At 62.5% G+C, this 19,101-nt stretch carries 20 protein-coding genes and 1 pseudogene; 12 read left to right on the forward strand and 9 right to left on the reverse strand.

The annotated features are described in order from the left end of the window. The first annotated feature begins 3 nt into the window (after positions 1-3). The 5 genes from BLQ09_RS21745 to BLQ09_RS21765 are packed head-to-tail and all read left to right on the forward strand — an operon-like array spanning position 4 to position 4,584. Positions 4-1,992, forward strand: coding sequence for a heme lyase CcmF/NrfE family subunit (locus BLQ09_RS21745; RefSeq protein WP_027607027.1), 1,989 nt, complete (start codon positions 4-6; stop codon positions 1,990-1,992). Beyond that, positions 1,989-2,525, forward strand: coding sequence for a DsbE family thiol:disulfide interchange protein (locus tag BLQ09_RS21750; RefSeq protein WP_092358507.1), 537 nt, complete (start codon positions 1,989-1,991; stop codon positions 2,523-2,525). The genes BLQ09_RS21745 and BLQ09_RS21750 overlap by 4 nt, the downstream gene beginning before the upstream one ends. Beyond that, the gene (locus tag BLQ09_RS21755; RefSeq protein ID WP_092358509.1) at positions 2,522-2,995 is read left to right on the forward strand and encodes a cytochrome c-type biogenesis protein; all 474 of its coding nucleotides are present in this window, start codon (positions 2,522-2,524) and stop codon (positions 2,993-2,995) included. Before BLQ09_RS21750 ends, BLQ09_RS21755 begins: the two co-directional genes overlap by 4 nt. Next, positions 2,988-4,172, forward strand: a complete 1,185-nt coding sequence (ccmI, locus tag BLQ09_RS21760) for a c-type cytochrome biogenesis protein CcmI (protein WP_092358511.1) — start codon at positions 2,988-2,990, stop codon at positions 4,170-4,172. The genes BLQ09_RS21755 and ccmI overlap by 8 nt, the downstream gene beginning before the upstream one ends. Before the next feature lie 16 nt (positions 4,173-4,188). Beyond that, the gene (locus tag BLQ09_RS21765; RefSeq protein ID WP_065939950.1) at positions 4,189-4,584 is read left to right on the forward strand and encodes a hypothetical protein; all 396 of its coding nucleotides are present in this window, start codon (positions 4,189-4,191) and stop codon (positions 4,582-4,584) included. Between the two features lie 175 nt (positions 4,585-4,759). Here BLQ09_RS21765 and BLQ09_RS21770 read toward each other — a convergent pair whose 3' ends face one another. Further along, positions 4,760-5,035, reverse strand: coding sequence for a DUF6124 family protein (locus BLQ09_RS21770; protein ID WP_027607032.1), 276 nt, complete (start codon positions 5,033-5,035; stop codon positions 4,760-4,762). Between the two features lie 396 nt (positions 5,036-5,431). Between BLQ09_RS21770 and BLQ09_RS21775 the strand changes: the two genes are divergently transcribed. From BLQ09_RS21775 to BLQ09_RS21795, 6 genes and pseudogenes are all read left to right on the forward strand, one after another. After that, complete coding sequence (locus BLQ09_RS21775; protein WP_043293701.1) at positions 5,432-6,022, forward strand: histidine phosphatase family protein; 591 nt, start codon at positions 5,432-5,434, stop codon at positions 6,020-6,022. A gap of 142 nt (positions 6,023-6,164) precedes the next feature. Continuing rightward, positions 6,165-6,269, forward strand: a pseudogene (locus tag BLQ09_RS31985) (PhnM protein); the annotation flags it as partial. After that, a complete protein-coding gene (phnN, locus tag BLQ09_RS21780) occupies positions 6,269-6,841 on the forward strand; it encodes a phosphonate metabolism protein/1,5-bisphosphokinase (PRPP-forming) PhnN (protein ID WP_027607033.1) in 573 nt (190 codons plus the stop codon). The pseudogene BLQ09_RS31985 and the gene phnN, both read left to right, overlap by 1 nt. A 366-nt stretch (positions 6,842-7,207) precedes the next feature. After that, positions 7,208-8,704: a M10 family metallopeptidase C-terminal domain-containing protein gene (locus tag BLQ09_RS21785; protein ID WP_092358513.1), complete on the forward strand. Its 1,497-nt coding sequence runs from the start codon at positions 7,208-7,210 to the stop codon at positions 8,702-8,704. Positions 8,705-8,906: 202 nt separating this feature from the next. Next, on the forward strand, positions 8,907-9,095 hold the full coding sequence (locus BLQ09_RS21790; protein WP_092358515.1) for a type II toxin-antitoxin system HicA family toxin: 189 nt from the start codon (positions 8,907-8,909) through the stop codon (positions 9,093-9,095). An 11-nt stretch (positions 9,096-9,106) separates the two neighbouring features. Further along, a complete protein-coding gene (locus BLQ09_RS21795; RefSeq protein ID WP_027607035.1) occupies positions 9,107-9,511 on the forward strand; it encodes a type II toxin-antitoxin system HicB family antitoxin in 405 nt (134 codons plus the stop codon). On the opposite strand, the gene BLQ09_RS21800 is transcribed toward BLQ09_RS21795, so the two are convergent. After that, the gene (locus tag BLQ09_RS21800; RefSeq protein WP_081744462.1) at positions 9,508-10,704 is read right to left on the reverse strand and encodes an MFS transporter; all 1,197 of its coding nucleotides are present in this window, start codon (positions 10,702-10,704) and stop codon (positions 9,508-9,510) included. The genes BLQ09_RS21795 and BLQ09_RS21800 overlap by 4 nt on opposite strands. Positions 10,705-10,845: 141 nt before the next feature. Here BLQ09_RS21800 and BLQ09_RS21805 point away from each other — a divergent pair, with 141 nt between their 5' ends. Then, positions 10,846-11,460 (forward strand): DUF5666 domain-containing protein, encoded by a 615-nt coding sequence (locus tag BLQ09_RS21805; protein ID WP_027607037.1) that lies wholly within the window; start codon positions 10,846-10,848, stop codon positions 11,458-11,460. A gap of 56 nt (positions 11,461-11,516) precedes the next feature. Here the strand turns inward: BLQ09_RS21805 and BLQ09_RS21810 are convergent, their stop codons facing one another. The 7 genes from BLQ09_RS21810 to hyi form a co-directional block, all read right to left on the reverse strand. Then, complete coding sequence (locus BLQ09_RS21810) at positions 11,517-12,521, reverse strand: sulfate ABC transporter substrate-binding protein (RefSeq protein WP_027607038.1); 1,005 nt, start codon at positions 12,519-12,521, stop codon at positions 11,517-11,519. Positions 12,522-12,617: 96 nt separating this feature from the next. Next, positions 12,618-13,442, reverse strand: coding sequence for an ion transporter (locus tag BLQ09_RS21815; RefSeq protein WP_027607039.1), 825 nt, complete (start codon positions 13,440-13,442; stop codon positions 12,618-12,620). 31 nt (positions 13,443-13,473) lie between these two features. Then, positions 13,474-14,349: an urea transporter gene (locus BLQ09_RS21820; RefSeq protein WP_092358517.1), complete on the reverse strand. Its 876-nt coding sequence runs from the start codon at positions 14,347-14,349 to the stop codon at positions 13,474-13,476. Positions 14,350-14,487: 138 nt separating this feature from the next. Next, positions 14,488-15,903, reverse strand: coding sequence for a pyruvate kinase (gene pyk / locus BLQ09_RS21825; RefSeq protein ID WP_092358519.1), 1,416 nt, complete (start codon positions 15,901-15,903; stop codon positions 14,488-14,490). Beyond that, entirely contained in the window at positions 15,893-17,173 is a 1,281-nt protein-coding gene (locus BLQ09_RS21830; protein WP_092358521.1) for a glycerate kinase type-2 family protein, read from the reverse strand. The genes pyk and BLQ09_RS21830 overlap by 11 nt, the downstream gene beginning before the upstream one ends. 54 nt (positions 17,174-17,227) lie before the next feature. After that, entirely contained in the window at positions 17,228-18,118 is an 891-nt protein-coding gene (locus BLQ09_RS21835) for a 2-hydroxy-3-oxopropionate reductase (RefSeq protein WP_092358523.1), read from the reverse strand. 190 nt (positions 18,119-18,308) lie between these two features. After that, positions 18,309-19,091 carry a hydroxypyruvate isomerase gene (hyi, locus tag BLQ09_RS21840; RefSeq protein WP_027607044.1) on the reverse strand — a complete coding sequence of 261 codons (783 nt, stop codon included), beginning with the start codon at positions 19,089-19,091 and terminating at the stop codon, positions 18,309-18,311. Positions 19,092-19,101 lie beyond the last annotated feature (10 nt).

Here is a 19,101-nt window from a genome sequence, read left to right on the forward strand (position 1 = left end):
GTGATGACGTCTGCATTGTTTATTCCGGAACTGGGCCAGTTGGCGATGATCCTCGCCCTGTGCTTTGCCATCGTCCAGGCGGTGGTGCCGTTGCTCGGCGCCTGGCGTGGTGACCGCCTGTGGATGAGCCTGGCGCAGCCGGCCGCCTGGGGCCAGTGCGCGTTCCTGGTGTTCGCGTTCGGCTGCCTGACCTACGCCTTTATGACCGACGACTTTTCCGTCGCCTATGTAGCGAATAACTCCAACAGCGCCTTGCCCTGGTACTACAAGTTCAGCGCGGTGTGGGGCGCCCACGAAGGCTCGCTGCTGCTGTGGGCGTTGATCCTCGGCGGCTGGACCTTCGCGGTGTCGGTGTTCTCGCGGCAGTTGCCGCAAGTCATGCTCGCGCGGGTGCTGGCGGTGATGGGCATGATCAGCATCGGCTTCCTGCTGTTCCTGATCATGACCTCCAACCCGTTTACCCGCATCCTGCCGCAGATCCCGGCGGACGGTCACGACCTCAACCCGCTGCTGCAGGACATCGGCCTGATCGTGCACCCGCCGATGCTCTACATGGGCTACGTGGGTTTCTCCGTGGCCTTTGCCTTCGCCATCGCCGCCTTGCTCGGCGGGCGCCTTGATGCGGCCTGGGCGCGCTGGTCGCGGCCGTGGACCATCGTCGCCTGGGCGTTCCTCGGCATCGGCATCACCCTCGGTTCGTGGTGGGCCTACTACGAACTCGGCTGGGGTGGCTGGTGGTTCTGGGACCCGGTGGAAAACGCCTCGTTCATGCCATGGCTGGTCGGCACGGCACTGATTCACTCCCTGGCCGTCACCGAAAAACGTGGCGTGTTCAAGAGCTGGACCGTGTTGCTGGCCATCGCGGCCTTTTCCCTCAGCCTGCTCGGCACCTTCCTCGTGCGTTCGGGCGTGTTGACCTCGGTGCACGCGTTTGCGTCCGACCCAGAGCGCGGTGTGTTCATCCTGATCTTCCTGCTGTTTGTGGTCGGCGGCTCCCTCACTTTGTTCGCCCTGCGCGCACCGGTGGTCAAGAGCCAGGTCGGCTTCAACCTGTGGTCGCGGGAAACCCTGCTGCTGGGCAATAACCTGGTGCTGGTGGTGGCCGCGTCGATGATCCTGCTCGGCACCTTGTACCCCTTGGTGCTGGATGCCCTGAGCGGCGCCAAGCTGTCCGTCGGCCCGCCGTACTTCAACGCGTTGTTTATTCCGTTGATGGGGCTGTTGATGGTGGTGATGGCGGTCGGTGTGCTGGTGCGCTGGAAGGACACCCCGGTCAAATGGCTGGCCGGTATGCTGATGCCGGTGCTGCTCGGCAGCGTGGCCCTGGCCGTGGTCGCCGGTATCGCCTATGGCGACTTCAACTGGGCGGTGCTCGCCACCTTCCTGCTCGCCGCCTGGGTACTGCTGGCCGGTGTGCGTGACATCGTCGACAAGACCCGCCACAAAGGCCTGGTCAAAGGCCTGCCGACCCTGACCCGCAGCTACTGGGGCATGCAGATCGCCCACATCGGCATCGCCGTGTGCGCCCTCGGTGTGGTGCTGTCCAGCCAGAACAGTGCCGAGCGCGACCTGCGCCTGGCGCCGGGCGAGTCCATGGACCTGGCCGGTTACCAGTTCATCTTCGAAGGCGCCAGGCACTTCGAAGGGCCGAACTTTACGTCAGACAAAGGCACCGTGCGGGTCGTGCGTAACGGTAAAGAGATCGCCGTGCTGCACCCGGAAAAACGCCTGTACACCGTGCAGAGTTCGATGATGACCGAAGCCGGTATCGACGCCGGTTTCACCCGTGACCTCTACGTGGCCCTGGGTGAACCCTTGGGCGATGGCGCCTGGGCCGTGCGCGTGCATGTGAAACCGTTTGTGCGCTGGATCTGGTTCGGTGGCTTGCTCACCGGCTTTGGTGGTTTGCTCGCGGCGCTGGACCGCCGGTACCGGGTCAAGGTCAAGAGCCGGGTGCGTGAAGCGCTGGGCCTGCAAGGAGCGGCGGTATGAAGCGTTGGTTGATGGTCGTGCCGCTGGCCCTGTTTCTGGTAGTGGCGGTATTCCTGTATCGCGGCTTGTACCTGGACCCGGCCGAGCTGCCCTCGGCGATGATCGGCAAGCCGTTCCCCGCGTTCAGCCTGCCGAACGTGCAGGGTGACAAGACCCTGACCCAGGCCGACCTGCTCGGCAAACCGGCGCTGGTCAACGTGTGGGGCACCTGGTGCATCTCCTGCCGCGTCGAGCACCCGGTGCTGAACAAGCTGGCCGAGAAGGGCGTGGTGATCTACGGCATCAACTACAAGGACGACAACGCGGCGGCCTTGAAGTGGCTGGCGGAATTCCATAATCCCTACCAGCTGGATATCCGTGATGAAGACGGCAACCTCGGTTTGAACCTCGGCGTGTACGGCGCCCCGGAAACCTTCTTTATCGACGCCAAGGGCGTGATCCGCGACAAATACGTCGGCGTGATCGACGAAGTGGTGTGGCGCGAGCAACTGGCCGCCAAGTACCAGGCGCTGGTCGACGAGGCCAAGCCATGAAGCGCCTGTTAGCCGCTGCCGTGCTGGCGCTGGGCTTGGCCGGTGTGGCCCACGCTGCCATCGACACTTACGAATTCGCCAAGGACGGTGACCGCGAGCGTTTCCGCGAATTGACCAAGGAGCTGCGCTGCCCCAAGTGCCAGAACCAGGACATCGCCGACTCCAACGCACCCATCGCCGCCGACCTGCGCAAGGAAATCTTCCGCATGCTGGGGGAGGGCAAGGACAACCAGCAGATCATCGACTTCATGGTCGACCGCTACGGTGATTTCGTGCGCTACAAACCGGCCCTCACCGGCAAGACCGCGCTGCTCTGGTTCGGCCCCGCCGGGCTGCTGCTGGCCGGCGTGGTGGTGATGGCCGTGATCGTCCGCCGTCGCCGCGCCGCGACTACCGATGGTTCCGACGCGCTATCCCCCGAAGAGCGTAAACGCCTCGACCAATTGCTGGACACCAAGACTGATGATTGATTTCTGGCTCGCAGCCGGCTTGCTGCTTCTGATTGCCCTGAGTTTCCTGTTGATCCCTGTGTTGCGCGGCCGCCGCGCCCAGCGTGAAGAGGATCGCACCGCGCTGAACGTGGCGCTTTACCAAGAACGTGTGGCCGAGCTGCAAGTGCAGCAGGACGAAGGTGTGCTCAACGCCGCGCAGCTCGACAGCGGCCGCGCCGAAGCCGCCCGCGAGCTGCTGGCCGACACCGAAGGCGTGGAAAAGCCCCGCGAATCGCGCCTGGGCAAGCCGCTGCCGTTGCTCGCCGCCGTCCTTGTGCCGGTGCTTGGCCTGGGCCTGTATATGCATTTCGGTGCCAGCGACAAGGTTGAACTGACCCGCGAATTTTCCCAGCCGCCGGTGTCCATGGAAGACATGACCCGGCGCCTGGAACGCGCCGCCGCCGCCCAACCGGACTCGGCGGAAGGCCTGTACTTCCTCGGTCGCGCCTATATGGCCCAGGACCGTTCCGCCGATGCCGCCAAGGTCTTCGAGCGTACCGTGGCGCTGGCCGGGCGCCAGCCGGAACTGCTCGGCCAGTGGGCCCAGGCGCAGTACTTTGCCGACCACAAACAGTGGTCGCCCAAGGTCCAGGCGCTGACCGACGAAGCCTTGAAGCTTGACCCGAAGGAAGTCACCAGCCTCGGCCTGCTCGGTATCGCCGCCTTCGAAGGCCAGCGTTATCAAGAGGCCATCGACTACTGGAGCCGCCTGCTGGCGCAACTGCCACCGCAAGACAATTCCCGCGTGGCGCTGCAAGGCGGCATTGACCGTGCTGCGGAAAAACTCAAGGAAGGCGGCGGTAGCGTGGCGCAGAAAGCGGTGATGAACGTCCGCGTGGACCTGTCCGCCGAGGTCAAGGCCAAGGCCTTGCCCAGCGACAGCGTATTCATCTTCGCCCGCGCGGTAAAAGGCCCGCCGGCACCCCTGGCGGCCAAACGCGTCACCGTTGCCGAGTTGCCCGTCACCGTCGAACTCGGCGATGCCGACGCGATGATGCCGCAGTTGAAACTGTCCAACTTCCCCGAAGTCCAACTGGTTGCGCGCATATCCCGGGCCGGTCAACCGACCACCGGCGAGTGGATCGGCCGCAGCCAACCCCTGGCCAGCACCACCACTGCGCTGCAGCAGCTGACCATCGACAGTCCGGACAAGTAATTTCGAGGAAACGCCCATGACCGCATTTGCACGCATCACCCTGCTCAGCCTGGTAGTGGGCCTGAGCGCCTGTGCGGTCCACCGCCCACCGCCTGCGCCGACCGGCCCGACCATCCCGCCGTCAGGCCCTTCGACCCAGCCGAGCACCAGGCCCTCTGGCCCGGTGACCCCGCCGCCGAAGCCACTGCCGACCAAATCGCCCACCTTCGCCCCACCACCGGGCGCCGCCAGCCACTGGGATGGCAAGATGCAGGTGTACGTGCTCGACGACCAGCCCGACACCTTCTACCGCCAGCGCACCTACTACCGCTGGAGCAACGGCTGGAGCCGCTCCATCAGCCCCAACGGACCCTGGGAAGACACCGACGTGCAGGGCGTGCCGCCGGGCTTGAGCAAGCAGTACGCGCAATGACAAAAGGCGACCTTCGGGTCGCCTTCTTCATGCCTGTGAAACCCATTCTTCCAAACACTGGAGGGCAAATGTGGGAGGGGGCTTGCCCCCGATAGCGGTGTTTCAGTTGATTAATGTCTGACTGACCTACCGCTATCGGGAGCAAGCCCCCTCCCACAGGAGATCTCCTCAGCCATCAAGCCACGGGACACTCCCGCTCCAGCGCCGCCCCCACTAACAACTGCGCAATCTCAACCATCTGTACCACCGCCAGCACCTGCCTGCGGCTTGAACCATCCAAGTGCTCGGCACAGTCGTAGGCACACACAGTCGCCGACTCCAGCATCTCGCTGGCATTGCTCAAGGCAGCTTCGGTGCTGAGGCCGGGGTGGACGCTGAAGATGAGGTTGGGTGGGGTTTGCGGGGTGTCATCCATGGAGGATGGCGGGGGATTTGGCGTGACTTTTTTCATGCAGTAAATCTCCATTCAGTTGGAGCTCACCACATCCGCGACCAAGCGGAAAGGCGGCGAGCTGTACGCAGGTTGGTCGACCAGGGAATGGAAACCCGGCAGGGCCCTAAGCCCTCCCACGCACAGCTCGCCATAACGCGAACACAATAATGCCGCTTGCGCGGCACTGTGCGCCATTCTAATCCAGGCGACCAAGCCTGATCGCTGATGAGCAGCGACTGCGAGAGGCTAACGGTGCGTTATAGCTACTGCAAGCCACAGAGATCGTAGGAAACGTCCTGTTAGCGTTTCGCTGATTTGATTGATCACCCGGAGCATGGGAGCGATCATTAGGCGATAGGCGGCACTATCATCAGGACCAGATTAACTCCCCACCCTTCAACGAGACGGACCCTCATGAACCTCTACGTCATACGCCACGGCGAAACGTGGGCCAACGCGGAGCATCGCTACCTCGGCGCACTCGACCCGGAACTGACCGAGCGGGGCCGGGAACAGGCTGTTTTGCTCAGCGAAAAACTACCCGGCGGTATTGAGGTGTTGATCGTTTCTCCACGCTTGCGGGCGCGGCAAACGGCGCAGATTCTTAACCGTGTGTTAAACCTTGAACCTGTGACGATTGACAGCTTCCGCGAGCGCGATGTGGGTGTGTTCGAAGGGTTGACTCAGGCGGAGGCCAAGGCCATGCATCCAGCGCTTTGGGCACAGGACATCACGCGCCAATGGGCGGCAGGGCCTGACGGTGGTGAGTCGATAGCTGATGTGGTCACGCGAGTACACCAAGGCTTGGTCCAGTTAACGTCGCTTTATCCAACACAGGTTGTTTTGCTGGTGGCACATGGTTTTGTGGCAAAGGTGATTCGTGCATTGGCCAGAGGGGACTTCTCGGATTTCTACACCTGGCAGCTTTCAAATGGGGCGATGTTGGCTCTGGAAGATTTTGAATTGAAGATACTTCCGGCTATCTCGCCCTTTGAAACGGACTGAATCACCGCAACACGCGACTTTCAAAAAACCTCACCAACCCGTCAGGGTTGAGTAAGCACTACGCCCAGAAAATATTGAGGCGGCGCGCACTTCGGTAATGTGGCCGCTGCCGAGGGATTGCTGGATATACTTTCCAGTGTGGGGCCAAATCGCCATTGGCCTGCGCGCCGACCTGGCCCAAGCCAGGAGTCGCGCAGGGCTTCCCGTGGTGCAACACGTCTGGCGACAAGCGAAGAGGGTGTTTTGATGGCGGGCAGGTTGATCTATCTCATCGGGCCATCGGGTTCGGGCAAGGACAGCCTGTTGGAGGCTGCACGCCCACGATTGGCCGAACGCGGTTGCCGGATTGTGCGCCGCGTGATCACACGCTCGGCGGAAGCGGTGGGTGAGGCGGCCCAGGGTGTCAGCCCGGAGCAATTCGCCGTGATGCAGGCCGAGGGCGCGTTTGCCCTCAGTTGGCACGCCAACGGGTTGTCCTACGGCATTCCCAAGGTCATCGACGAATGGCTGGCGGCGGGGGAGGACGTGCTGGTCAATGGTTCTCGCGCGCACCTGGCGCAGACCCGCGAGCGCTACCCGGATGTGTGGGTGCTGTTGCTGGCGGTGGATCAAGCCGTATTGCGCCAGCGCCTGGTGGCGCGGGGGCGTGAGGCCCTGGCGGATATCGAGGAGCGCCTGGCGCGCAATGCACGGTTCACCGCCGACCTGATCGCCGGCAATGGCTCGGGGTTGTTTGTGCTGGATAACTCCGGGCCACTGGAGCACACGGTCGAGCGCCTGCTGTGTTGCCTGAACCAGAGGCATTGCGTATTGACCTGACCCTGCTCTGCACCGGTGAGGTGCGGGGCATGTCAAGCGGCGAGATCCTGACATGCAGCGAACTCGGCGGAAAAAGTTAAGTGCATGTATCTGGGTGAAGGCGGATTTGGTGTAGTCGAAGCAGCACGGTTTTGTAGGATTATGTTTTTTTCCTGAGAATCCAATAGGTTTTTTTGCGCGAAAGTGTGTGTTCAGTTGTTTAAATTGCAAGTGGTTTAGTGCCTGTCTTAGCGCATGTTGCGCCGCCTTAAGGTGTTTCAGTACGAACTAAATCAGCGCTGTCCTGAGCGTTTTCTGCATGGGAGTTTATTGCGTCGATTCTGATTGACTCGACTCATCAACTTACTATAGGGAGCGCACTGTCCCATGATTTGCTCTGAACGTTCTCGGCTCAACTTCTCACTTGAAAACCTGCCGCCTTCCGATCCTGGCCCCTATGGTGTGGGCGCCGGTCGCAAACCAACCTTCACGACGGAACAGGCCGGAAAGTACATCACCCGCGACAACCTGCACTTCCACGACCGTAATGGCGACAAGCGGATCGATCTCTCCTATACGGTGGACCCGACGTTCAGCGCCGCGCAGCAGCGCCGAGTGCGCCAGGCGGTGCAATATTGGGAGGACGTGGCCAACATCAGTTTCAAGGAGCGGGCAGCCGGCGCCGACGGCACGGTTCACATCAAAAACAACCCGCACGGTGACCGTGGCGTCGCCAGCTCACCCTCGCGCGGCATTACCACCACCACGGCCACGGTCGGCACACTGCGAGAAAGTAGTTCGCCGGCGCAGGGCAGTCACTTTTCAGTCACTACCGTGCATGAAATCGGCCACGCCATCGGCCTGCAGCATCCGGGTGACTACAATGGCGGCGGCGCTGATTACAACAATGGTGCCAGGTATGCCGGCGATACCAAGGCACGCAGTGTGATGAGCTACTGGTCGGAGACGAACCAGGCCGGCCATAATTTTCGGTATTCGAATCCCTCTGCCCCGATGATGGATGACATCGCAGCCGCTCAGCGGCTCTATGGGGCCAATCACAAAACCCGCAACACCGACACCACCTACGGCTTCAATTCCAATACCGGCCGCGACGCCATGACCCTCACCAGTGCGAGGGATAAAGCTATCTTTTGCATATGGGATGGGGGCGGTAACGACACCCTGGATTGTTCCGGGTTTTCCCAGAACCAGAACATCAATTTGAAAGCCGAGTCGTTTTCTGATGTGGGCGGCTTGAAGGGCAATGTTTCCATCGCCAAGGGCTGCGTGGTTGAAAACGCCATCGGAGGGGCCGGACGTGATGTCTTGACGGGGAATGAAGCGGACAATCGGCTCAAGGGCGGCTTGGGTGCAGACAGGCTGCGGGGCGGCGGCGGGGCGGATATTTTTGACTACGACAAGGCCAGCGACTCCACACCGCAGCAGCCTGACCTGATCGAGGACTTTACCAGCGGGACGGACAAGATTGACGTCTCGGGTGCATTGAAAGAGGCGCGCGTCGGTGCCCTGACGTTCACTGATCGATTCTCTGGTCGCGCCGGCGAGGCATTGCTCAGGCACGACGCGGCCACCGGGCGTTCAAGCCTGGAGATAGATCTGAAGGGGAGCGGCAGCGCCGACCTGGTGGTCAAGAGCATTGGCCAGATCAAACCCGGCGATGTGCAGTGGCAGGGGCAAAAGCCGGAGGTTAAACCCGCACCGAAGGTTGTCCCCACACCGGCCCCTGCGCCGCCGCCGGCGCCCCCGCTGGATAGCAGCGCGGACCCGCTTGCAGCGTTACGCGAGGTAATGATCAAGGCGTTCTCAGCCTTGTTGCAGTGGATACAAAACATCGTCCAGCCGTCGGATGCCCGCAGATAACACTGCCATGACGAGGCGCTGACAGGCTCAGGCCTTGATCAGCGCCTGCCATGGTCGGCAAACGCCGGCGCCCTGGCCCTTGCCATGCACAGACAAGCCTGTGGGGAATACCCATGGCATGTCATTCGGTTGGCGGTTTTCAACGCTTGAGTAAAGATAACTCTAGGGTTGCTTTTATTTAGGCCGAGCCAAGGAGGCTGGTGTGCAAGGCAGGCTATTGATCAAGGCGCTGCAAGAGGCGGGTTGGGTGCTGGATCGGGTCACGGGCAGTTATCCTATTTTTACCCACCGCTATAACCCGTACACGATCCCGGTGCCGCATCCGAAGAAGGATCTGCCGCTGGGCACCATCAGAAGCATCAGGAAACGTGCCGGGCTGTTTCAGTTTTAAGGAGAGCATTCATGCAATACCCAATCTGTATCGAATGGGGCGATGACTTCACCGCCACCGGTATCCAGATCCCCGATATTCCAGGCGCAGTTACCGCCGGGGACAGTTTCGAAGAGGCCTACAACGCCGCGGTGGAAGTCGCGCACATCCTGCTGCAGGAGATCGCCGCCGAGGGCGGGGTGATTCCGATGCCAAGGTCGGTGGGCACTCATCACACCCATGAAGACTATGCCGGGATGGGCTGGGGCATGCTGGAACTGGACATCTCGCCGTATCTGGGCAAGACCGAGAAGGTCAATGTGACCTTGCCCGGCTATGTCATCCAGCGAATTGACCGGTATGTGCGCGAGCACAAGGTCAAAAGCCGCTCGTCATTTCTGGCGGATGCGGCTTTGGAGAAGTTGGTGCGTTCCTAGGCGGTGGCGACAGCCGTTTGCCGCGACGCACTGAGGAACCGCAACAACGCCACCAGCGGGAACGCGCTGCCCACCAGCATCACACCCAGCCAGCCGCCGTGTTCGTACACGCTGCTGGCAATCGCCGAGCCGAAGGCACCACCGATGAAGATGCTGGTCATGTACAGCGCGTTCAAGCGGCTGCGGCTGTTGGCGTCGAGTGCATAGATGGCGCGTTGGCCGAGGACCATGTTCATCTGCACGCAGAAGTCCAGAACCACGCCGGTCACCGCCAGGCCGATGACGCTGTACAGCGGGTGCACGAAGGCCGGCAGGAAGCTCAATACCGCAAAGACCATGGCCAGCAGCGATGCGCGGTGGGTGTGACCGGCATCGGCCAGGCGTCCGGCGATGGGGGCGGCAATGGCGCCGATAGCACCGACCAGGGCGAAGATCGCGATCTGGGTCTGGCTCAGGCCGTGGTTGCGCACCAGCTCCAGCGGGGCGGCGGTCCAGAACAGGCTGAACGTGGCGAACATGCAACCTTGGTAAAACGCGCGTTGACGCAGCAGCGGTTGTTCTCGCAACAGGGTGCCCAGGGAGCGCAGCAATTGGCCATAGCTGGCGCTGTGGTCCGGCTGGCGCTTGGGGATGGTCAGCATCAGCACCACGCTGATAAATACCATCAACGCGGCGGCGGCCATGAACATCGCGCGCCAGCCAAAATGGTCAGCCACGACGCTGGACACTGGCCGCGCCAGCAGGATGCCCAACAGCAGCCCACCCATGATGCTGCCGACCACCCGACCCCGAGACTCGGCGGGCGCCAGGTGTGCGGCCAGGGGGATCAGGATCTGTACCGACACCGAACTGAAGCCGATCAGCAACGACACCAGCAGGAACAGGTTCGGTTGTTCGGTAAAGGCCGCACCCAGCAGGCTGGCAATCGCCACCAGGGTCGTGATGATCATCAGCTTGCGGTTTTCCAGCAGGTCGCCCAGGGGGACCAGGAAGAACAGGCCGAGGGCATAGCCGATCTGCGTCAGGGACACAATTAGGCTGGCCATCGCCGGGGTGAGGCCGATGTCCGGTGCGATCAGTTCGATGATCGGCTGGGCGTAGTAGATGTTGGCGACGATGGCGCCGCAGCAAAACGCAAACAGCATCACCATTGCGCGGGTCATGGTGCTCGTAGCATGGGGGGTAGCATTCATGGTGTTCTCATAAAAGCGAAGGTAGATGGCGAGCGAGAGTAAAGACAAGGCTCAACGGCGAGTAGGCCGTTTGTGGTGATATCACTTATGCCGGGTGATGATACATTCAGAAACAACTGCCGAAACAGGAAATCCAGCGCCATGAAAATCACGCTCAACAAGATACTCCTGGCTTCAAGCCTCGCTGTTGCGATGGCCCTCGGCCTGGCCAATGCCGCCGATGCACCGCGCGTAGGCGTACGCGGGGCAATCACCGCGATGGACGGTGATGCGATGCAGGTCAAGGTCAACAGCGGTGAAGACGTCACCGTGCACCTGACCAAGGATACCCAGGTGCGCGCCGTTACCCTGGCCAGGATCGACGAAATAAAACCCGGCAGCTACATCGGCTCGGCCGCCATGCCCAACGCCGACGGCACCCTGACGGCGCTGGAAGTGCATGTGTTCCCACCGGCCATGGCCGGCACGGGGGACGGGCATCGGGCGTTTGACCTGAAGGAAGGCAGCAGCATGACCAACGGCACCGTCGGCGACCTGGTGGTCAGCAAAGGGCGGACGTTGACCGTGAAATACAAAGGCGGCGAACAGAAGATCGTGGTGCCGGAGGATGTGCCGATCGTCAACCTGGAACCGGGGGACCGCAGCTTGCTCAAGCCGGGGGTGAAGGTGGTGTTGTTTGCCGCGCAGGGGGCGGATGGGAAAATCACTGCCCAAGCCATTTCAGCCGGCAAGGATGGCGTGACACCGCCGATGTAACTGCAAAACCCGGATCTAAATGTGGGAGGGTTCAAGCCCCCTCCCACATTTGTCAGTTACTGACCGGAGTAGATCTGGTCGAAAACCCCACCATCATTGAAGTGGGTTTTCTGCACGGTGCGCCAGTCACCAAAGGTCTTCTCCACCGACAGGAAGTCGACTTTCGGGAAGCGGTCGGTGTACTTGGCCAGCACCTTCGGGTCACGCGGGCGCAGGTAGTTGTTGGCAGCGATTTCCTGGCCTTGCGGCGACCACAGGTACTTCAGGTAGTCTTCAGCCGCCACGCGGGTGCCTTTCTTCTCGACCACTTTATCCACCACCGACACCGGCGGCTCGGCTTCGGCGGAGACGCTTGGGTAGATCACTTCGAACTGATCGCGACCGAATTCACGGGCGATCATTTCCGCTTCGTTCTCGAAGGTCACCAGCACGTCGCCGATCTGGTTGGTCATGAACGTGGTGGTGGCGGCGCGGCCACCGGTGTCCAGCACGGGCGCCTGTTTGAACAGCTTGCCGACAAAGGCCTTGGCCTTGTCTTCGTCGCCGCCGTTCTTGAGCACATAACCCCAGGCCGACAGGTAGGTGTAGCGGCCGTTACCCGAGGTTTTCGGGTTGGGCACGATCACCTGCACGCCATCCTTGAGCAGGTCCGGCCAGTCTTTCAGTGCTTTCGGGTTGCCCTTGCGCACGATGAACACGGTGGCCGAGGTAAACGGCGCGCTGTTGTTCGGCAGGCGGGTGACCCAGTTGTCCGGCACCAGTTTGCCGTTGTCGACCAGGGCGTTGATGTCGGTGGCCATGTTCATGGTAATCACGTCAGCCGGCAGGCCGTCGATCACCGAGCGCGCTTGTTTGCTGGAACCGCCGAAGGACATCTGCAGGGTCAGCTTGTCGTTCGGGTGCTCGGCTTCCCAGTGCTTCTGGAAGGCGGCGTTGTAGTCCTTGTAGAAATCGCGCATCACGTCGTAGGAGACGTTGAGCAGGGTGACCGGTGCGGCCTGGACGGCGCCCGCGAGGGCAAGGCCGGCGGCCAGGAGAGAGGCGCTTACGAGTTTTTTCACTGCTCATTCCTTGTTGTTCGGGAGAAGAGGGGAGGCACATTGCCAGCGACTATAGCCGGGGGCACTTAGTCGCTTAAAGATTAAAAAGAACTTTGCTTATTCCACTTTCTTAAAAAGAGCGCTGCCACAGCGCGAACAGAACGCCGCGTTGGGCTCGTGGCTGTTTTTCCTGCACACCGGGCAGTCGTGTTGCAGTTGTTCACCGCGCATGGCACTGGCCAGTTCGGCCGTAAAAATACCCGTGGGCACGGCGATGATCGAGTAACCGGTGATCATCACCAGTGACGAAATCACCTGGCCCAACGGCGTCTTGGGCACGATATCGCCAAAGCCCACAGTGGTCAGCGTCACGATCGCCCAATAGATGCCTTTGGGGATACTGGTGAAGCCGTGCTCCGGCCCTTCGATCACATACATCAAGGTGCCGAACACCGTGACCAGGGTGCATACGCTCACCAGGAACACCACGATCTTCTGCTTGCTGCCGCGCAGCGCCGCCATCAGGTAGTTGGCCTGCTTGAGGTACGGGCTGAGCTTGAGCACGCGGAAAATCCGCAGCATCCGGATGATGCGGATGATCAGCAGGTACTGCGCGTCGCTGTAGTACAGCGCAAGGATGCCGGGCACGATGGCGAGCAGATCCACCAGCCCGTAAAAGCTGAAGGCGTAGCGCAACGGCTTGGGCGAACAGTACAGGCGCAACCCGTACTCGATCAGGAAGATCAGGGTGAAGCCCCATTCAATGTAGGCCAGCACATCGGCGTAGTTCTGGTGGACCTGGTCGATGCTGTCGAGCATCACGATCACCAGGCTGGCGAGGATGATCAACAGCAGGATGCCGTCAAAGCGCCGCCCGGCGACGGTGTCGCTCTGAAAAACCATGATGTAGAGCCGCTGACGCCAGTCGTTGTTGCTGTCCATAAAGCCCGCCTGAATCGAATATCGAGCAAGCCTAGGGGGATTCGAAGGGGCTGTCCATGCGGGGTTTCCTGAGTATTCGGGCGCCGGCGCGTACCAGCCAGCAGGCGAGGATAAACGGCGCGGTGAGTGCGGGCAGGTGCACGGCGGCAAAGCCCGGTGTGAGAAGGATCGCCAGCAGGATGCCGAGCAGCGGCAGCCAGGGTTGGCGCCGTGCCTGGCTCAGCGCCAGGGCCGCGAGAGCGGGGTTGTAGCTGTGCAGGCCGAGGAGGGCGGCGCTGGTGTCGTCCAGCAGCCATCCGATCAGTACGCCGCTGCTGGCGCCGATCACGGCCCAGACCGCGGCACGCCGGTTCGCCAGCCACAGGCCGAGGGCAATCAGCACGCCCGCCAGCGGCTGGTCCAGCAGCATGATTTGCGCGAGGCCGGTGAACGGCGCGCCGAGCACCGCCAGGGTATCGGGCTCGCCCAGGGCCAAGGCACTGTGTGGGACGCTGCCCAGCAGCAGCCAGCCCAGGCCGACAAAGGGCGCGGTGTAGGCGGGCAGGTCATGTGGCCAGCTGGCGTGTTTCAGCCACTGCCGCGTGAGGATCGCGCTCAGGCCGCCGCACGCCAGGATCAGCGGTGGCAACAAGGCCGACCAGGTGAAATGCTGGCTGATCAGCAAACCAAGCAGCACGCCGTTGTAGCTATAGAGTCCAGCCTGGCGCTCGGCCTTGGGATAGTCGCGACGCTGGGCCGTGAGCAACCCGGCGACACCCCCCAGCAGCGCCCCGCCAAGCAAGGCAGGGGCGCTGACCAGGATCGCCAACAGGCACAGCAGGCCGCACAGCGGATGGCGTTGCAGGAAGATCTGGCTGAAGCCGTTGAGCAGGGCTTCGGCCCAGTCGGGGCAGGTTGGGTTGTGCATGTTTAGTGAGTCAGTGGGACCGAGTTGTCTCCATCGGGGGCAAGCCCCCTCCCACACTTGATCGGGTTCACATAGTTAGATGTGTGAATGCAGTCCAATGTGGGAGGGGGCTTGCCCCCGATGGGGCCTCTACAGGCGCTAGATCAGCGTCTCTATGCGCAAGGAGTTGGTCGACCCCAGCTGCCCGAACGGCACCCCGGCAGTAATCACCAAGGTATCCCCGCGCTGCGCCATGCCCTGGGCCTGGGCAATCTCCAGCGCGGTGGAACACACCTCATCCACCTGCCTCAGTCGATCATTGACCACCGAATGCACGCCCCACGCCACACTCAAGCGGCGTGCGGTGGACAGGTTCGGCGTGAGGTTGAGAATCGGCGCCACCGGCCGTTCCCGCGCCGCGCGCAGGCTGGAGCTGCCCGACTCGCTGTAGTTCACCAGCACCGCCACCGGCAGGATGCTGCTGATGCGCCGGATCGCGCAGCTGATGGCGTCCGACACCGTGGCATCGGCCTTGGGCCGGCTGACGTCGAGTTGGGTCTGGTAGTCCGGGCCGTTTTCCACCTGGCGGATGATCTTGCTCATCATCTGCACGGCTTCCAACGGGTACTCGCCCGACGCGGTTTCCGCCGACAGCATCACCGCATCCGCGCCTTCGGCCACTGCATTGGCGACATCCGTCACTTCCGCGCGGGTTGGCGCCGGCGAGAAGCGCATGGACTCCAGCATCTGCGTCGCCACCACCACCGGTTTGCCCAACTGGCGGCAGGTGCGGATGATGTCTTTCTGGATTTGCGGCACGCTCTCCGCCGGCACTTCCACGCCCAGGTCGCCCCGGGCCACCATGATCGCGTCGCTCAGCTCGGCGATTTCCCGCAGGCGTTGTACGGCTGAGGGCTTCTCGATCTTGGCCATCAGGAAGGCCTTGTCGCCGATCAGCTCGCGAGCCTCGCGGATGTCTTCCGGGCGCTGCACAAACGACAGCGCCACCCAGTCCACGCCCAGCTCCAGGCCGAAGCTCAGGTCGCGACGGTCCTTGGCGGTGAGCGGGCTGAGTTCCAGCAAGGCTTGTGGGACGTTGACGCCTTTACGGTCGGACAACTCGCCGCCATTCAGTACGGTGGTGTCGATGGCATCGGCGTGCCGGGTGATCACGCGCAGGCGCAGCTTGCCGTCGTCGAGCAACAGGTCCATGCCCGGTTCCAGGGCGGCGATGATTTCCGGGTGGGGCAGGTTGACCCGGCGTTGGTCACCCGGCGTCGGGTCCAGGTCCAGGCGCAGGGCCTGGCCACGCACCAGTTGCACCTTGCCCTCGGCAAACGTCCCGACGCGCAGCTTCGGCCCTTGCAGGTCCATGAGGATGCCCAGCGGGTAGTTGAGCTGGCGCTCCACCTGGCGAATCAAGTGGTAGCGCCGGGCGTGATCGGCATGCTCACCGTGGCTGAAGTTGAGGCGGAAGATATTCACCCCGGCTTGCACCAGCTCGCGGATGTCGTCGATACCGTCGGTGGCCGGGCCCAGGGTGGCGAGGATCTTGACCTTCTTGTCAGGCGTCATGGCGGGCAGTCTCAAGGATCAGGATGGCGCGCACGTCATTGACATTGGTGCGGGTCGGCTCGGTAACGATCAAGCCGTCGAGGGCGGCGAAGTAGCCATAACCGTTGTTGTTATCCAACTCGTCGCTGGCCGACAGGCCCAGGGCTTCGGCGCGCGCATGGCTGCACGGGGTCATGATTGCGCCGGCGTTGTCTTCCGAGCCGTCGATGCCGTCGGTGTCGCCGGCCAGGGCGTACACGCCCGGCAGGCCTTTGAGGCTGTCGGTCAGGCTCAACAGGAATTCGGCGTTGCGCCCGCCACGGCCATTGCCGCGCACGGTGACGGTGGTTTCCCCACCGGAGAGGATCACGCACGGCGCCGCCAACGGCTGGCCGTGCTGCACGATTTGCCGCGCGATGCCGGCGTGCACTTTGGCCACCTCCCGCGCTTCGCCTTCCAGGTCGCCGAGGATCAGCGCGCTGAAACCGGCCTGGCGCGCTTTCACCGCCACCGCTTCCAGGGATTGTTGCGGGCGTGCGATCAGCTGGAAGTGGCTGCGGGCGAGCACCGGGTCACCGGGTTTGACGGTTTCCGAGGCCGGATTCTGCAACCAACTGCGCACGGCGGCCGGTGCGTCGATGCCGTAGCGCTTGAGGATCGCCAGGGCCTGTTGCGAGGTGCTGGGGTCGCCGACCGTGGGGCCGGAAGCGATGACCGTGGCCTGGTCGCCCGGCACATCGGAAATCGCGTAGGTGTAGACCGTGGCCGGCCAGGCCGCCTTTGCCAGCCGACCGCCCTTGATTGCCGAGAGGTGCTTGCGTACGCAATTCATCTCGCCAATGGTGGCGCCGGATTTGAGCAGGGCTTTGTTGATGGCCTGCTTGTCGGCCAGGCTGATGCCTTCGGCAGGCAGTGCCAGGAGTGCCGAACCACCGCCGGAGAGCAGGAAGATCACCCGGTCGTCTTCGCTCAGGTTGCTGATCAATTCCAGCACGCGCTTGGCCACCGCCAGGCCGGCGGCATCGGGCACCGGGTGGGCGGCTTCGACCACTTCGATTTTCTGGCAAGGGGCGTCGTGGCCGTAGCGGGTCACCACCAGGCCTGAGACGTCGCCTTGCCAGCAATTCTCGACGACCAGCGCCATGGCGGCCGCCGCCTTGCCGGCGCCGATCACGATCACGCGGCCGCTGCGGTCGGCGGGCAGGCAGGGTTCGAGGACGTGCCGGGGGTGGGCGGCATCGATGGCTGTGGCAAACAGCTCGCGAAGCAGGTGTTGCGGATCGACCGACATAAGCGGGCTCCCGGGTATTTTTGTTATTAGAGGTACAGCCCTTTCAAAGGGGGGTTACTTATCGCGAATCGAAAAGTTCGCCATATGCTCCAACCCCTTGATCAGCGCCGAGTGGTCCCAGTTACCGCCGCCAAGCGCCGCGCAGGTGCTGAACACCTGCTGGGTGCCGGCGGTGTTCGGCAGGTTGATCCCCAGTTCCCTGGCACCGGCCAGGGCCAGGTTCAGGTCCTTCTGGTGCAGGTTGATGCGGAAACCCGGATCGAAGGTGCCCTTGATCATGCGTTCGCCGTGCACTTCGAGGATCTTTGATGAGGCAAAGCCGCCCATCAGCGCTTCACGTACCTTGGCCGGGTCGGCGCCGTTCCTGGAGGCGAACAGCAGCGCTTCGGCCACCGCCTGGATATTCAGCGCGACGATGATCTGGTTGGCCACTTTGGCGGTCTGGCCATCGCCATTGCCGCCCACCAGGGTGATGTTCTTGCCCATGCTCTGGAACAGCGGCAGGGCACGTTCGAAGGTCTGTGGTTCGCCACCGACCATGATGCTCAAGGTACCGGCCTTGGCGCCGACTTCACCGCCGGACACCGGGGCGTCGAGGTACTGCGCGCCGTGCTCGTTGATCTTTGCCGCAAACGCCTTGGTGGCTGTGGGAGAGATCGAACTCATATCGATCACCACCTTGTTCGGCGACAGGCCCGCCGCCACACCGTCGGCGCGGAACAGCACGTCGTCGACCTGCGGGGTGTCGGGGACCATGACGATAATGAACTCGGCTTCCTGGGCCACTTGCTGCGGGGTGGCCAGGGCCACTGCGCCGGCGCTGATCAGCTCGGCCGGCGCCTTGCCGTGGTGTTCGGAAAGCAACAGTTGATGACCGGCTTTCTGCAGGTTTGCGGCCATGGGTTGGCCCATGATGCCGGTGCCGATAAATCCGATTTTAGCCATGATGAAATCCTCTTTTTATGCTCTGTGGGCGCTGGGCTTGCGGTGGTGAGCGGGCTTGCTGTGGTGAGGGGGCTTGTTGTGGTGAGCGGGCTTGTCCCGCGCTGGCTGCGTAGCAGCCCCATGGGGGGCAGTGGTAAAGCCCCCCATCACCACAGCAAACCCCCTCCCACAAGGTTTTGTGTGGTGTCGGTTAGACGGCGTTGTGGGTTTTAAGCCAGCCCAAACCCGCTTCGGTGGTGGTCAGCGGCTTGTATTCACAGCCGACCCAGCCCGCGTACCCGATGCGGTCCAGATGTTCGAACAGGAAGCGGTAGTTGATCTCCCCGGTTCCCGGCTCATTGCGCCCAGGGTTGTCCGCCAGCTGGATGTGATTGATCTCCTCCAGGTGCGCGGCCATGGTCCGGGCCAGATCGCCTTCCATGATTTGCATGTGGTAGATGTCGTACTGCAGGAACAGGTTGTCACTGCCCACCTGTTCGCGAATCGACAGGGCCTGGGCGGTGTTGTTGAGGTAGAAGCCCGGAATGTCGCGGGTGTTGATCATTTCCATGACCAGCTTGATGCCTACTGCTTGCAGCTTGTCGGCGGCGTACTTGAGGTTGGCGACAAAGGTCTTTTCCACGGTTTCATCATCCACACCCTGCGGCCGAATCCCCGCCAGGCAGTTGATCTGGGTATTGCCCAGCACCTGGGCGTAGGCGATGGCCAGGGTGACCCCGGCGCGGAACTCCTCGACCCGGTCCGGGTGGCAAGCCAGGCCGCGTTCGCCCTTGGCCCAGTCACCGGCCGGCAGGTTGAACAGCACCTGGGTCAGGCCATGGGTGTCGAGCTGGGCCTTGATGTCAGCCGAGCTGAATTCATAGGGGAACAGGTACTCGACACCCTGGAAACCGGCCTCGGCAGCGGCCTTGAAGCGCGCGAGAAAGTCCTGTTCGGTAAACAGCATGGACAGGTTGGCGGCAAAGCGTGGCATAGGGTTCTCC

The organism is Pseudomonas sp. NFACC25, from assembly GCF_900100935.1.
In the GTDB taxonomy this organism is placed as follows: Bacteria; Pseudomonadota; Gammaproteobacteria; order Pseudomonadales; family Pseudomonadaceae; genus Aquipseudomonas; species Aquipseudomonas marginalis.

Excerpts from the sequence above, each read along its gene's own strand:
- BLQ09_RS21765 (WP_065939950.1), top strand. The coding sequence starts at position 4,189 with ATGACCGCATTTGCACGCATCACCCTGCTCAGCCTGGTAGTGGGCCTG.
- hyi (WP_027607044.1), bottom strand. The coding sequence starts at position 19,091 with ATGCCACGCTTTGCCGCCAACCTGTCCATGCTGTTTACCGAACAGGAC.
- BLQ09_RS21775 (WP_043293701.1), top strand. The coding sequence starts at position 5,432 with ATGAACCTCTACGTCATACGCCACGGCGAAACGTGGGCCAACGCGGAG.
- pyk (WP_092358519.1), bottom strand. The coding sequence starts at position 15,903 with ATGACGCCTGACAAGAAGGTCAAGATCCTCGCCACCCTGGGCCCGGCC.
- BLQ09_RS21795 (WP_027607035.1), top strand. The coding sequence starts at position 9,107 with ATGCAATACCCAATCTGTATCGAATGGGGCGATGACTTCACCGCCACC.
- ccmI (WP_092358511.1), top strand. The coding sequence starts at position 2,988 with ATGATTGATTTCTGGCTCGCAGCCGGCTTGCTGCTTCTGATTGCCCTG.
- BLQ09_RS21820 (WP_092358517.1), bottom strand. The coding sequence starts at position 14,349 with ATGCACAACCCAACCTGCCCCGACTGGGCCGAAGCCCTGCTCAACGGC.
- BLQ09_RS21815 (WP_027607039.1), bottom strand. The coding sequence starts at position 13,442 with ATGGACAGCAACAACGACTGGCGTCAGCGGCTCTACATCATGGTTTTT.
- BLQ09_RS21770 (WP_027607032.1), bottom strand. The coding sequence starts at position 5,035 with ATGAAAAAAGTCACGCCAAATCCCCCGCCATCCTCCATGGATGACACC.
- BLQ09_RS21745 (WP_027607027.1), top strand. The coding sequence starts at position 4 with ATGACGTCTGCATTGTTTATTCCGGAACTGGGCCAGTTGGCGATGATC.
- BLQ09_RS21800 (WP_081744462.1), bottom strand. The coding sequence starts at position 10,704 with ATGAATGCTACCCCCCATGCTACGAGCACCATGACCCGCGCAATGGTG.
- BLQ09_RS21750 (WP_092358507.1), top strand. The coding sequence starts at position 1,989 with ATGAAGCGTTGGTTGATGGTCGTGCCGCTGGCCCTGTTTCTGGTAGTG.
- BLQ09_RS21805 (WP_027607037.1), top strand. The coding sequence starts at position 10,846 with ATGAAAATCACGCTCAACAAGATACTCCTGGCTTCAAGCCTCGCTGTT.
- BLQ09_RS21755 (WP_092358509.1), top strand. The coding sequence starts at position 2,522 with ATGAAGCGCCTGTTAGCCGCTGCCGTGCTGGCGCTGGGCTTGGCCGGT.
- BLQ09_RS21830 (WP_092358521.1), bottom strand. The coding sequence starts at position 17,173 with ATGTCGGTCGATCCGCAACACCTGCTTCGCGAGCTGTTTGCCACAGCC.
- phnN (WP_027607033.1), top strand. The coding sequence starts at position 6,269 with ATGGCGGGCAGGTTGATCTATCTCATCGGGCCATCGGGTTCGGGCAAG.
- BLQ09_RS21835 (WP_092358523.1), bottom strand. The coding sequence starts at position 18,118 with ATGGCTAAAATCGGATTTATCGGCACCGGCATCATGGGCCAACCCATG.
- BLQ09_RS21785 (WP_092358513.1), top strand. The coding sequence starts at position 7,208 with ATGATTTGCTCTGAACGTTCTCGGCTCAACTTCTCACTTGAAAACCTG.